General features: G+C 48.4%; 10 protein-coding genes. All 10 read left to right on the forward strand.

The features are described from left to right. Window positions 1-2 precede the first annotated feature (2 nt). Window positions 3-1,781, forward strand: a complete 1,779-nt coding sequence (locus ACO05Z_RS14310) for a chemotaxis protein CheA (protein ID WP_421902849.1) — start codon at window positions 3-5, stop codon at window positions 1,779-1,781. A 117-nt stretch (window positions 1,782-1,898) separates the two neighbouring features. Beyond that, entirely contained in the window at window positions 1,899-2,696 is a 798-nt protein-coding gene (locus ACO05Z_RS14315) for a sirohydrochlorin cobaltochelatase (protein WP_421902850.1), read from the forward strand. A gap of 90 nt (window positions 2,697-2,786) precedes the next feature. Continuing rightward, window positions 2,787-4,346, forward strand: coding sequence for an ASKHA domain-containing protein (locus ACO05Z_RS14320; protein WP_421902851.1), 1,560 nt, complete (start codon window positions 2,787-2,789; stop codon window positions 4,344-4,346). Further along, on the forward strand, window positions 4,336-5,556 hold the full coding sequence (locus ACO05Z_RS14325) for a small ribosomal subunit Rsm22 family protein (protein ID WP_421902852.1): 1,221 nt from the start codon (window positions 4,336-4,338) through the stop codon (window positions 5,554-5,556). The genes ACO05Z_RS14320 and ACO05Z_RS14325 overlap by 11 nt, the downstream gene beginning before the upstream one ends. 111 nt (window positions 5,557-5,667) lie before the next feature. Beyond that, the gene (gene lipB / locus ACO05Z_RS14330; RefSeq protein ID WP_421902853.1) at window positions 5,668-6,312 is read left to right on the forward strand and encodes a lipoyl(octanoyl) transferase LipB; all 645 of its coding nucleotides are present in this window, start codon (window positions 5,668-5,670) and stop codon (window positions 6,310-6,312) included. Continuing rightward, window positions 6,254-7,129: a lipoyl synthase gene (lipA, locus tag ACO05Z_RS14335; protein WP_421902854.1), complete on the forward strand. Its 876-nt coding sequence runs from the start codon at window positions 6,254-6,256 to the stop codon at window positions 7,127-7,129. The genes lipB and lipA overlap by 59 nt, the downstream gene beginning before the upstream one ends. 326 nt (window positions 7,130-7,455) lie before the next feature. Beyond that, complete coding sequence (locus ACO05Z_RS14340; RefSeq protein WP_421902855.1) at window positions 7,456-8,670, forward strand: response regulator; 1,215 nt, start codon at window positions 7,456-7,458, stop codon at window positions 8,668-8,670. Further along, window positions 8,657-9,784 (forward strand): HD domain-containing phosphohydrolase, encoded by a 1,128-nt coding sequence (locus ACO05Z_RS14345; protein WP_421902856.1) that lies wholly within the window; start codon window positions 8,657-8,659, stop codon window positions 9,782-9,784. Before ACO05Z_RS14340 ends, ACO05Z_RS14345 begins: the two co-directional genes overlap by 14 nt. Window positions 9,785-9,832: 48 nt before the next feature. Continuing rightward, entirely contained in the window at window positions 9,833-10,723 is an 891-nt protein-coding gene (locus ACO05Z_RS14350; protein WP_421902857.1) for a transporter substrate-binding domain-containing protein, read from the forward strand. A gap of 26 nt (window positions 10,724-10,749) precedes the next feature. Next, a complete protein-coding gene (locus ACO05Z_RS14355) occupies window positions 10,750-13,479 on the forward strand; it encodes an ATP-binding protein (protein ID WP_421902858.1) in 2,730 nt (909 codons plus the stop codon). The last annotated feature ends 20 nt before the right edge of the window (window positions 13,480-13,499 follow it).

Consider the following 13,499-nt stretch of genomic DNA (forward strand, 5'->3'; position numbering starts at 1 on the left):
AAATGAAGGACAGTATTTCCAGTTGCATTAGCCAGCTTCAAGAATCAATCATCAGCCTTGAACACGGTTCCGGTGATATTAATGATATTTTGCAGGCACTGGGGCTTGATAATGCCCAGATGAGGTCGGCTCAGATTATCGCCCTGATGGATATGCTGAGTGACGGCATAACTCCTATCACTCCGGACCTGATTACCTCCCTGCTTGATATTGCCGAAGCACAAAAAAAATTCTTCTACTGCATAGGCGGCCTGCTCGATCAGGGCGGCGCTCCGATTGAATCGAAGAAAGAAACAGAACCAGCTTGTGACATTACGTCCACCGAAGCGCTCGCCAGTGCTCCCGACAAGTATGAAGAAGAAATGATGGCCGAGATGCTGGCCATGACCGGAGAAACTCCCGCCGAAGACGAAGGCTGGGAGAAAATTGACGGTCAGACAGAATCTCCACCTGTTGAAGCAGAAGCGAAACAACCGGAACTGCCAACCGAACAGGATAAAACAATTGAACCAGAGCCGGTTGCCGCAGCCGCAAAACAAATTACAGAGGAAGAGCAAAGCACCAAAGTTCCAGCCCCACCTGCAAAGAAAAAAGACGCGCAAGCTATTTCATCCATCCGAGTATCCACCCAGCAGCTGGATTCATTGATTGAACTGGTGGGCAAACTAATGGTTACCTACGCTGTCATCGCCCAAACCAAGACAGACAACATTTCTAAAATATCATCCAGTCTTTCCGAACTGGATAAAGTCATCCGCAACCTGCAATCGGAAGTAGATGAAATCAGGCTGGTGCCTCTGAAACAAATTTTCATGCCCATGCACAGGCTGGTTAAATCAACATCCCAGAAGCTCGACAAACGCATCAAATTCACCATTACCGGTGAAGAGCTGGCCCTTGATAAAACTATTGTGGAATGCCTTAACGAACCACTGGTCCACCTGCTGCGTAACGCCCTTGACCATGGCGTTGAATCCACCGAAGACCGTCAGATGTGCGGCAAGGACGAAATGGGTAATGTCCACCTGAACGCTTACCGCAAAGGCGAATTCGCTTACATTGAAATTTCCGATGACGGTAAGGGTCTGGATGCCGATATTTTACTCAGCAAAGCCCTTGAACGCGGCATAGCCGATCCTGATAAGGAATACGCCAAGGAAGAAATTTACGAATTCATCCTCCAGTCCGGATTCTCCACTGCCAGTGCAGTCACAGATATTTCCGGGCGCGGTGTAGGCATGGACGCGGTGGTTACTGCCATCCAAAACACCTTGGACGGCAAGATATCCATCACCAGTGAACTGGGCGAAGGCTCTACCTTTACCATCGCAATTCCCTTAAGCCGCTCAGTGAATGAAGGCATTGTGGATGCCCTTGTAACCACTGTAGGACCGGAAACATTCATCTTTCCCAGCCGGGAAGTACTTGAAGTTTACGAGCCGGTGGAAAACGAATTCACCGACCTGCCTGACGGCCGTGAGACCGTTTCCGTGCGAGGCAAAGTCCGTCCTCTGATCCGCATGTACAAGGTTTTTGACCTCCCAGCGCCAACCGATGATGTTATCCCAAAGGTTATTTTGGTAAAACTGGGCGATACTGTTGCCGCAATTATGGTTGATGAAGTCCTGCGGCAGCAAAAAGCCGTGGTTACCGGATTCACCCTGCCCGTGAATTCCATCTATAAACTCCCCATTCTCGGCTTCGGCATGATGGGTGAACACGATGCCCTTGTGGTGGATACGGAAACCCTAATTGCTTCACACATGGACACCTCAGATTAGCAACAAACCACAAAGCACAATTTTCCAAGCCCACAGGAAAAACTTTTCTCTGTGGGCTTTGTCTGCTATGCATGCGAGTTCACGAGAAAGACAACTTACAGCGCAGGAATTTACCAGATGAAAAAAGCCATCCTTTTTGCAGCACACGGATCAAAAAACAGAGCCGCCAGTTCAGCTATGGGCAATATTTTGAAGATGGCTAAAGAGGCCCATCCGGACATCCCTGTTTACAGTGCTTTCACTTCAGGGCATGTGCTCAAAAAGCTTCGCGAAAAGGGCCAGAAACTGCCTACAGTGAAGCAGAATTTGGAAAATTTATCAGTTGAAGGATTTACCCATGTTGTAGTCCAGTCCCTGCATGTCATTCCCGGCACTGAATTCACCAACATCACCAGATTACTGGGCAGGGTCGAAAAAGGCGAAATTGAATTTGAAAAAGCAGTAGTGGGCGAACCGCTGCTGACCAATGATCAGGAAATCGATGAAATATCCGACATCATCCTCAACCTGCTGGAAGAGCGTGATCCGCAAAATGAAGCTTTGATACTCGTTGCCCATGGTTCCAAATATTCCGACAGCGGAAACTCCCTCTACGATAAATTCAAGGAAGTGCTGGAAGCAAAAGATGAGAACGCCTACCTCGGCAAACTAAATGCTGAAGGCGGCATCGAAGAAATCAGTGATCGCATCAAAGAATCCGGGATAAAAAAAGCTTACTTGCTGCCCCTGCTCTTCGGAGCCGGGAACCATGTAAAAAAAGATATGGCCGGAGAACAGAAAGACTCATGGATGAACATCGTCGCTTCCCGCGGTATTGAAACTGTACCAGTGGCAAAAGGAATAGGTGAATTTGATGTTTTCGCCCAGCGATGGATGGATAAACTCGAGAAGGCCATCAAACAACTGGAAGAATAATCAACACACTAAAAAATTTGCTGCTTGATTGTCCCCCGCACCGCATATACATTATGCTGGTGCGGTTAATTTTTTTAAAGACTGAAAACAATGGATAAAAAACTCATTGTGCACAAGCATGACGGCAAAGTCATGGAGCTTGCACCCGCAGCAGGGCTGAACATGGCCCAAAACCTTTTCCTGAACGGAGCCTTCCAAGGAGTGCCCCTCTGTTCGGGCATGGGACGTTGCGGCCTGTGTAAAGTGCGCTATGAATCCGAACCGCCTGAGCCACGCAAGGAAGAACAGCAAAAACTTTCTAGCGCAGAGATAAAATCCGGCTGGCGGCTTTCCTGCCTGCATCCGGCGAACGCAGCAACAATTTTCCTGCCCGAACCTGAGCGGGTAGTCCCGCGAGTCTCAGACAAATTTACCAACGAACTTCCAGAGAATCTGGGATTAGCCGTTGACCTCGGCACAACCGGGATGCACTGGGCTTTCACCATTGATGGCGAAACCGTAAAGTCGGGACAGGAACTGAATCCGCAAATCGGTCTTGGCAGCGAAGTCATGTCCCGGCTGGCTTTTGCAGCAAAACCGGAGCAACGCAAAACTCTGTCCAAGCTTGTCACCGAACGGCTGCAGACAATCATTGCCGAGACAGTCCCGATAGAAAAGCTGGTGGTTTCCGGCAACCCGTCCATGACCTCCATCCTCGCCCAGGATGAGGTAGAAGGCTTAAGCCGTGCGCCCTACTCCCTGCCGGACAAGGGCGGTAAACGGGTAAAGCTTGACGCAAAGCTTCCTGAAGCGTACATCCCGCCACATCTGGCTCCATTTGTTGGAGCGGATATAACTGCCGGGATTGTGGCCCTGAATTTTACCGATGCAAAAGCGCAGCCGCCATATCTCTTCGCTGATCTCGGCACCAACGGCGAATTCGTGCTCTGCCTTTCCGAGGACGAATACATTGTCTGCTCCGTTCCCATGGGTCCGGCCCTTGAAGGTGTGGGCATAAGCAACGGACGCACAGCAGGTCCGGGAGCGGTAAACGCTTTCAATATGACCCCGCTGGGACTCACACCGGCAGTCATCACAGCAGACAAACCGGAACAAGACCAAAAACCGGGTATCACCGGAACAGGCTACCTCTCGCTCTGTTCCCAACTGCTCAAATCCGGTGTGCTGACCCGTGAAGGACAATTCGGCCCGGGCAACACTCCCTTTGCCGCAAAACTGGCAGGCAAATTAACAGAAATAAACGGGACTCCGGTCCTTGATCTGGGATACGAAGGACTGACCCTTCCAGCCCCGGATGTGGAAGAAATTTTAAAAGTAAAAGCGGCCTTCAATCTCGCCATGTCCGCCCTGCTGAAAGAAGCCGGGCTGGCACCTTCCGATCTAAAAGAACTGATCCTCGGCGGGGCCATGGGCCAGCATGTAAATATAAATGATCTGGTGGCAACCGGATTCATCCCTGCTGAAAGCGCGACAATTACCCGCGCTGCAGGAAACACCTCCCTCAAGGGAGCAATAATTTTAACACACAATCAAGAAGCAAGGGATTTCGCCTCCAGCCTGCCCGCACGCTCCAAAGTTCTGGAGCTCGCCGGAAGCAGCGATTTCGGCCAGAAATACCTTGAGAGGATGATTTTCAAATATGTCTATTAAAGTAAGTTCACTTTTCCCCCTGCCGACCAAGGATGTATCCAAGGAATTGGATAAATACATAAAGATTTTACAAAAAACAGTCCCCCTTAAAGCCAAACACAGCAAGGAACTTAAATACGCTATCCGCGATCTTTCCCGCGACCTGACCGGGGAACGTTCCAACCTGTCCAACGACTACATGGGGGATCCGCGCAGCCTGAACGCCTACCTGCGTTACTTCCTTCCGTGGAACCTGTACCGCTTGGCAAGGCTGTTTCAGGGACTGGATATAAAACTGCCCGACAACGGCGTAGTCGTTGACCTCGGAGCCGGACCGCTTACCGTTGCTCAGGCCCTGTGGATTGCAAGGCCCGACCTGCGCGAAAAGAAGCTGACCTTCATTAACGTGGACCGCACTCCCAAGCCCATGCGCGAAGGCAACCGCCTCTTCGAAGCCATGACTGACGGGAAATCCCCGTGGCGCATGGTTAACGTCAAAGGTGGTTCCACTTCCAAAATTCGCGAAAAAGCGCACCTGCTGGTTACTGCTAACATGGTTAACGAAGCTTCTGCGGGCACCCGCATACCGCTTCCTGTCTGGGCAGAAAAATTCTGCCTGTCCATGGTTCACAAGCTGGCCCCGGAAGGACGCATCCTGATAATCGAACCGGGTATCCGCCGTTCCGGCCGTGTGCTCTCCGTTATCCGCGAAGAGTTCGTGAACGCAGGCTTCCCCATTCTCGGCCCCTGTACCCATACCGAAGAATGTCCCATGAACGGTGAACATGGTAAGGCATGGTGTCATTTCAACTACGATTCCGAGCACGCTCCCTCATGGTTGCAGAAACTTTCAGCGGAGTGCCGTCTTGAAAAGGATAACGTCAGCCTGAGCTTCCTCTACGTGGGACTGCATAAGGAAGAAGTGGAAACCCCGCGCGAAGGCGAAATGCTCATCCGCGCAATTTCCGAATCCTTCAGGCTTGATGAAGGCGGTTTCGGCCAGTATGGCTGTGCTGCTCAGGGGCAGATTCTGCTTTCCGCACAGGGCGGAGCAAAAACCTTGTATCCCGGTGGACTTATCGGTATGCCCATTCCTGAAGAGGAAAAACGGGACGAAAAATCCGGTGCACTCATCGTGCCCCTGCCCATGCGCGAAAGCGACAGACGCAAGCGCGAAGAGAGAGCTGAAAAGCCGCAACCGAAAAAGGATTTTCGCAAAGACAGAAGATAAAGAAATGCCTCCGGCGGCTTAAACCCTTTTTGAAAAAAGAGTTTAAGCATCCCAAAAACTTTCATTTGGGCTTCGCCATTATTAACGCAAAATATAGCGATATATAACCTCATGGAATTTATTGATCTTGGATTAATCCCCCACGGGGAAGCTGAAAGAATTCAACTGGAACGTTTGAAACAGGTGATGGAAGAAACTGCTGAAGATGCTCTATATTTGTTGGAGCATCCTCCAGTGGTTACTTTGGGCCGTCAGGGCGGACTGGAAAACCTGCTCATTAGTGAGGAAGCCCTCAAGCAAATGGGAGCAGAGGTAGTCCAAACTGCGCGGGGCGGTAACATTACCTGCCACTATCCCGGACAAATGGTTGTCTACCCGGTCATGCGCATTGAAAAACGGCGTGGCGGCATCAAGAAATTCTTCCATGACATGGAAGAGACTGCCATCCGCACCGCAGCTCGATTCGGTGTGGAAGCGGCAAGGAGCGAAGGCAGACCTGGAGTCTGGGTCGGTCCCGGCAAGCTCTGTTCCATCGGCATCGGTGTAAAAAAATGGATCACCTACCACGGACTATCTTTCAATGTTTCCAGTGACATGAAACTTTTCGACGCCATCACCCTCTGCGGGCTGCACGGCGCACACCCCACTTCCCTTTCAAGAGAAGCGGGCAAAGAAATTTCTACCGAGGAAGTAAAAAATGTCTTCAGAGAAGAATTCGGAAAAGTATTTACGGATACCGCCGTGGCTGCGGGTTAAGCTGCCCACCGGAAGGACTTTTAACGACACCAGCAAGATGCTGGAGGACCTGAACCTGAACACGGTCTGCCAGTCCGCAAAATGCCCCAACTGCTGGGAATGCTTTTCGCGCAAGGTGGCAACCTTCCTGATCATGGGCAACAACTGTACCCGTGACTGTGCCTTCTGTAACATCTGTCCCGGTCAGATCGAACCGCTTGATGCGGACGAACCACGCCGCGTGGCAGAGGCTGTTACGCGTCTGGGCCTAAAATACGCAGTCATCACTTCTGTGACCCGCGATGATCTTGATGACGGTGGTGCAGCCCACTTTGCGGAAACCATTGAACGCATCCGCGCCGAGCATCCCGAATGTAAGGTTGAAGTACTCATCCCGGATTTTCAGGGCAACCTTGATGCGCTCAAAGCAGTCATCGCCGCCAAGCCGGATGTCATCAACCACAACGTGGAGACCCCGCCCGGGCTCTACGATGCAATCCGCCCGCAGGCCGATTACCAGCAGAGCCTTGAGCTTATCAAACGGGTCAAACAACTCAGCGACATCCACGCCAAATCCGGTCTCATGGTCGGCCTCGGTGAAACTGACGAGCAGGTCTATAAAGTCATCGACGACCTCGCAGCCATCAATTGTGACATAATCACTATCGGCCAGTACATGCGCCCTTCAAAAGCGCATCCGGCTGTAAAACGATACGTGGAACCGTCAGTGTTCGATGAGTACGCCGAATACGGCAAGAAGCTCGGTGTGCCGCACATGTTCTGTGCACCCCTTGTCCGCAGTTCGTTCAACGCTGCTGAGGCTTTTGACAAGCTATAAAACAAATTATTTCATACTATTAACCATTACGGAACTTTCGTTACGGAAGTTCCGTATTTTTTTGGGCTCATTCACTCCAAAATCAATCTCAAAAATAACACAATCTATTATTCCTACTCCTACCCACAACAAAATAAGCACCATCCACCACTTTATACAGCTTAAATATACCAATCAAAACAACACCTTTCCATCCTCATCTTGCCGTATTATAAATGTCTGCAACCCCCAAATAGATATTGTTATTTTCTTTACAAAAAAAACAAAAACACGATATCCATAAGACAAAGACCAGATATACTTAAATAAACAAAACAAGGTGCAATATGATCCCGAAAATTCTCTTTGTCGACGATGATAGGAATATTCTGGACAGCTTCAGAGCTACAATGCACGGCCTACGCAGGGAATGGAAAAGTCGCTTTGCCTCCACCGGACAGGAAGCACTGGAACAGCTCAGTAAGGCTGAATTTGATATTGTCATTACCGACATGAAAATGCCGGACATGGACGGTTGCAAACTGCTACGCAACGTTGCCGACATGCAGCCGGACACCATCCGCATAACGCTTTCCGGACACTCGGATATGCAGTCATTGCTGAAATCAGCAAAGCACACCCATCAATTCCTGAGCAAACCCTGCAACACCGACGTTCTGATCGGAACCATCCGCAGAATGATGGACCTGCGTCCGGTGCTCACTGATCACAAGGTCAGGGGAATTGTCACCGGACTTGATACCCTGCCAGTATTGCCTGATTTATATATTGAGATAACCCATGAATTGAATAAGCCGGAACCGAATCTGCAAAAACTCGGCGAACTTGTAAAAAAAGATCCGGGCATATCCACAACACTCCTTAAGGTGGTCAACTCCTCTTTCTTCGGCTTTTACGGTTCTGTTTCCTGCCCTGCCCGGGCCACCATACTGCTTGGCACTGACGTTCTTAAGGGATTGATCTTAGGGGTTAATTTTCTTCAGGAGCTGAATACTGATATTCTCGGACCATACTCCATAGAAAAACTCTGGGAGCACTGCCTGCAGACAGGTTACCTTGCCAAGGAAATATGCTCCTTGATGGATAAAGACGAAAAAACCGTTACCGACTGCTTCGTGGGAGGATTACTCCATGACATAGGAAAGTTCGTCTTCATAACTGAGATGAATAAAAAATATCAGGAAGTGCTGGAACATGTCCGCGAATTCGGCGGTCCGGTAATTGATGTGGAAAAAAAGATTCTTGGAGTCAGCCATGCGGAAGTTGGTGCATATCTGCTGGGATTGTGGGGATTCAACGAGGAAATCGTAAAGATGGTTTACTACCACCATTCACTGGATAATTGCGCTGAGACCTTCACTCCTACCCATGCAATTCACGCCGCTGACGTACTGCAACACGAACTTATCCCCCACACTAAGGGCTATGTTTTTTCAGAATTTAATGCAGATAAGCTGGCATCGGCAGGACTTTTAAAGCATATTAACGACTGGCGCGCTGCATGCAACAACCTGCTGGAGATCAACGATGAAGAAAAATAGAATACTCTTTGTAGATGATGAGCAGAATATATTGGATACATATCGAGCACTGCTACGCAAACGGTTCAAGGTAGACGTTGCACTGGGGCCGGAAGAAGGGATTGAAAAAGTAAAGTCCTCCGGGCCTTATGCAATTGTTATTTCCGACCTGAAAATGCCAAAAATGGACGGAATCACCTTTCTTACAAAAGTAAAGCAGCTTTCCCCAGATACTGTCCGGGTAATGCTCACCGGCCATGCAGACCTTGAAGCAGCCATTTCAGCTGTCAACGAAGGCTCGGTATTTCGTTTCCTGACCAAACCGAGCTCCATTGACGAAATGATCCGTACACTGGAAGCAGCCATGAAACAGTACTCGTTGGTCATGGCTGAACGGGAACTTTTGCGCGGCACACTACGGGGAAGCATCAAAGTCCTCACCGACATTCTGGCACTGGTCAACCCGGAAGCCTTCGGACGCAGCGAAAGAGTCCGCCGCCTTGCCGGATATGTAGGGCAAAACCTGAACTTAAAACAAACTCTATACCTCGATCTGGCAGCAATGCTCGGGCAGTTGGGATGCGTGACCCTGCCGGACACTATTCTCCAAAAAGTTTTTACAGGTGAAGAACTGACCGCCGAGGAAAAACAAGGCTATGACATGCATCCGGCAGTTACCGCGGGCATGCTTTCTCAAATTCCACGCATGGAAACAGTCTCCGAAATCATCCAGCACCAAAATGACAGGTTGGATGAGAATCCAACCATGCCTATTGAATCAAGAGTCTTGAAGGCCTGCCTTGATTACGATTCCCTGATCCAGCAAAAAATCGACAAGATGGATGTAATCGGAATTCTGCGCGGCATGGACGGAATATACGATGCCAAAGTTCTGGATGTCCTTGAGAAAGGAACAGCCGGGGAAGACGGCTATGTGCGCCGTGAAATTGAGCTTGAAGAGCTCAAGGCGGGCATGATTCTGGATGAAGGACTATGGAGCGAAGATGAAGTGCATCTTGTGGCCGAAGGTACCGAGATGACGGAAACAGCAATCATCAGGATCAATAACTTCAGCAGGGCCAAGAAACTCCCCCCCAGAATACGGGTACTGGTTCCGCTCAAGTATATTGACTAGGTTGAACATTAACCACCCTAACCGATCCACCCGACAAAAGGAGGGAAAATGAGCTTACGAAAATCCAGTTCCATTTTCTTTGCAGCCATCTCCCTACTTGCAATGTGCATGTTTTCCGGCACGGCATCAGCTTCAGATCTTGATCAGATAAAACAAAGAGGAGTCCTTCGCCATCTGGGTATCCCCTACGCAAATTTTGTAACCGGACATGGAACAGGGTTAAGTGTGGAGGTAATAAAACTCTTTGCCGCACATCTGGGGGTCAAATATGAATTTGTAGCATCTGACTGGTCCACTCTTTTTGGTGACCTGACCGGAACAATGGTCAAGCCTAAGGGAAACGATGTTGAGTTTCTGCATAAAACGCCCATCAAGGGAGATATCATTTCCAACGGACTGACCAAACTCGAATGGCGTGAAAAAGTCATTAACTATTCAGATCCGACCTTCCCTACGCAAGTCTGGTGCGTAGCCAGAGGAGATTCACCCTTAAAACCCATCAAACCCAGCGGTGACGTTGGTCAGGATATCCGGGCAGTCAAAAAATTACTTCAGGGTAAAAGAATTATGGGCAAAGAAGGGACCTGCCTTGCTCCGGGACTTTACGGCATAGATTCCAATGCTGCCACTATCATTAATTTTCCGGGCAGTCTCAACGATATTGCCCCGGCGATTATCAAGGGAGATGCGGAAATTGCTCTGCTTGATGTTCCTGATTCGCTGGTGGCATTGAACAAATGGCCTGGAAAAATCAAAGTAATCGGCCCTGTTTCCCATCAGCAAACAATGGGAACGGGTTTTCGTAAAGACTCACCGGAACTACTTAAGGCTTTTAATGAATTTTACGCAAAGCTCAGGGAAAGCGGAGAATACAACAAACTTGTTATGGAGTACTATCCGGCAGTTTTCAGTTACTATAAGGATTTTTTTAAAAAATAATCCTGTTCAGCCTAGAGGAGATTCTTTTGTTCAAAAGTAACAAAGCGATGCTGGCCGCTCTCGCCCTGATGTCAATTTTCGTCATATCCATCATTTGGACAAACTACAGATCACAGGTGGATTTGCGGAAAGCCTCTTTGCAACAATTCAAGGAGTATTCTCAAAGAGAAGCAGATGCATTCAGCCACTTATTTTCTGAAAGGCGGAATGATCTCATTGACCTCTCAACCAGCAGGGAACTTTCAAGCTACTTTGATAACAAAGCTCTGGGAATGTCACCGGAATACGGCCTGCATGCCAGCCTTATACAAATATCCGAATTACTGACCAGAATAATCAAGATAAAACAGATTAATGGAGTACCAATATATACCCGGCTCCTCTTTGTAGACGAAACCGGAAAAATCCTTGCCGACAATGAACATGCCAGAACAATGAATAAGCAATGCAAGGCTCCCATCCCTCCGGACCTTAGCCCCCAAGAAGTTCGTATTGTTTTCAAGAAGAGTAAGGATAAAACCTGTTTTATACTCATGCTCCCCTACATATTCAGGGACGAAAAAGTGGGAACCATTCTGGCATGGTTAAACGCCAAGGAAATCCTGCCCTTCCGTTCCGGTTCTTCGCCTGATTCGGAACCACGCAGCATGAACTATCTGGTTTACAACAAAACCCTCTACTCCCCGCTTAATGATATTCCCCAGCAATTAACCGATAAAATTTCCAGCGGCTGGGAACTTCCCGCAGGCAGGGTAAATGAACTCACCCTGAACCTTGACCAGCAAGGCAAATCGCTGGAAACCCTGATTGTCCGTTCTATGATAAAAGGGACCCCTTTTTCATTGCTTAGTATTGTTCCTGAAAAAGAGCTCATCGGCTCAATTTCACCACAGAATCTACTTATTTATACGCTTCTACTAGCAACACTTCTTTTGGGAGGCGGATTTTTCATCATCAGGATCAATGCTCATAACCTTGCCCTTAACATCCGGGTGGAAGAAGCAGCTAAGCAAGCAAAACAAATCGAGCAGAAAAACAAGCAATTAATTAGTGAAATAGAAGCACGCAGCCGTGCAGAAAAAGCGCTGCGAGAAATTAATGATGAACTTGAAACCCGCGTGCAAAAACGAACAGCAGATTTAAAGAAACGCACTGAGGACCTGACCCGCGAAGTTCTGGAACGGCATGAAGCTGAAGAAGCCATGCGGTTGATATTCAACAACACCCATGATTCAATTTTTATTCATGACGCAGAAGGGCAAATTCTGGACGTGAATGACACTATGCTTGAAACCTATCAGGTAGACATGGGCACAGCACTACAAATGTCCATCAAAAATGATTTTTCTGCTCCGGAAATGGATATGGATATTCTGGATGAAAATTGGCAGAAAGCTGTTGACGGAGAAGAAATAGTCTTTGAATGGACAGCCAAGTGCCCCGGTGACGGCAGGCTATTTGAAGTGGAAGTAGCCTTGAACCGTATCGAAATCGCAGGAAAACTGGTTATTCTAGCTAATGTGCATGACATTTCAGAACAGAAAAAAGCACTAATCCAGCAGGCAGAACATCAGGAATTTCTGGGTACCATTTTCGAAGGTATCGGCGCAGCAGTTTTCGTCTTTGATCCCACAAAAGGAATGATGGTGGATTGCAACAGTGTGGGAGAAAAACTACTCAACATGAGCCGCAGCTCGATCCTTAATGCCGCATGTCAGACCGAATTCACCTTCACTTCGGATACAAAAAAAGATTTACTCTGCCCCAACTGGCATGAGCAGGGGTCATACGAAGAGGGAATTCTGTCTCTACAGGACTCTACCCCACTGCCTGTTTCACGCCACCTTTTTGAAATCCACATCGGCGGCATGACCCATCTTGTTCAGGTTGTATTTGACATCACCGACCGCAAATACCTTGAAAGGAAACTGAACATTGCCCAAAAGCTCGAATCCATTGGGCTGCTGGCCTCAGGGATTGCGCATGAAATTAATACCCCCATTCAGTATGTGGGGGATAGCATTCGCTTTATTAAGGAAGCATATACCGATACCAACGAACTGATCGACCTTTACGAAAAAGTCCTGACAGCGGAACCCGCTGATCGCGAAAATATCCTTGAAGAAATTGAAGAGCACAAAGATGACATTGATCTTGAATTCATAAGCAGCGAATCCATCAAAGCCTGTAACCGGGCACTTGAGGGAGTTGAACGGGTAGCCACAATTGTTTTAGCCATGAAAAATTTTTCCCACTCAGGTGAAGAAAAAATCAAAGCTGTTGATATCAATAAGGCCATCCAGAATACCATAATAGTTTCCCGCAACGAGTGGAAATATGTTGCTGAGCTTGATACTGATCTTGAGCCGGACCTGCCCCGCGTCCAGTGCCTGCCCGGTGCAATCAATCAGGTTCTGCTGAATGTAATTGTAAACGCTGCTCACGCTATCGCCGAAAGCCGTCAGGATGAAGAGAAGGGCACAATCGCTGTTGCCACAAAATTTGAACCGCCAAACGCAACAATAATCATCAAAGATACGGGCTGCGGAATCTCAAAAGAAAATATGCATAAAATTTTCGACCCGTTTTTCACCACTAAAGAAGTAGGCAAAGGCACTGGTCAGGGGCTGGCCATTGTCCACGACATCATCATCGATAAACATGGCGGGGCCATAGACATTGAATCAGAGGAAGGCAAAGGCACTGCCTTCATTATCAAACTGCCAATTGAGAGCAGCGAGGACACTGACGCATAAATAAAAAAAACTCCCCCGAA

The organism is Maridesulfovibrio sp. (genome assembly GCF_965230075.1).
Lineage (GTDB): Bacteria > Desulfobacterota > Desulfovibrionia > Desulfovibrionales > Desulfovibrionaceae > Maridesulfovibrio.

Excerpts from the sequence above, each read along its gene's own strand:
- ACO05Z_RS14315 (WP_421902850.1), top strand. The coding sequence starts at position 1,899 with ATGAAAAAAGCCATCCTTTTTGCAGCACACGGATCAAAAAACAGAGCC.
- lipB (WP_421902853.1), top strand. The coding sequence starts at position 5,668 with ATGGAATTTATTGATCTTGGATTAATCCCCCACGGGGAAGCTGAAAGA.
- ACO05Z_RS14340 (WP_421902855.1), top strand. The coding sequence starts at position 7,456 with ATGATCCCGAAAATTCTCTTTGTCGACGATGATAGGAATATTCTGGAC.
- ACO05Z_RS14310 (WP_421902849.1), top strand. The coding sequence starts at position 3 with ATGAAGGACAGTATTTCCAGTTGCATTAGCCAGCTTCAAGAATCAATC.
- ACO05Z_RS14350 (WP_421902857.1), top strand. The coding sequence starts at position 9,833 with ATGAGCTTACGAAAATCCAGTTCCATTTTCTTTGCAGCCATCTCCCTA.
- ACO05Z_RS14325 (WP_421902852.1), top strand. The coding sequence starts at position 4,336 with ATGTCTATTAAAGTAAGTTCACTTTTCCCCCTGCCGACCAAGGATGTA.
- ACO05Z_RS14345 (WP_421902856.1), top strand. The coding sequence starts at position 8,657 with ATGAAGAAAAATAGAATACTCTTTGTAGATGATGAGCAGAATATATTG.
- ACO05Z_RS14320 (WP_421902851.1), top strand. The coding sequence starts at position 2,787 with ATGGATAAAAAACTCATTGTGCACAAGCATGACGGCAAAGTCATGGAG.
- lipA (WP_421902854.1), top strand. The coding sequence starts at position 6,254 with ATGTCTTCAGAGAAGAATTCGGAAAAGTATTTACGGATACCGCCGTGG.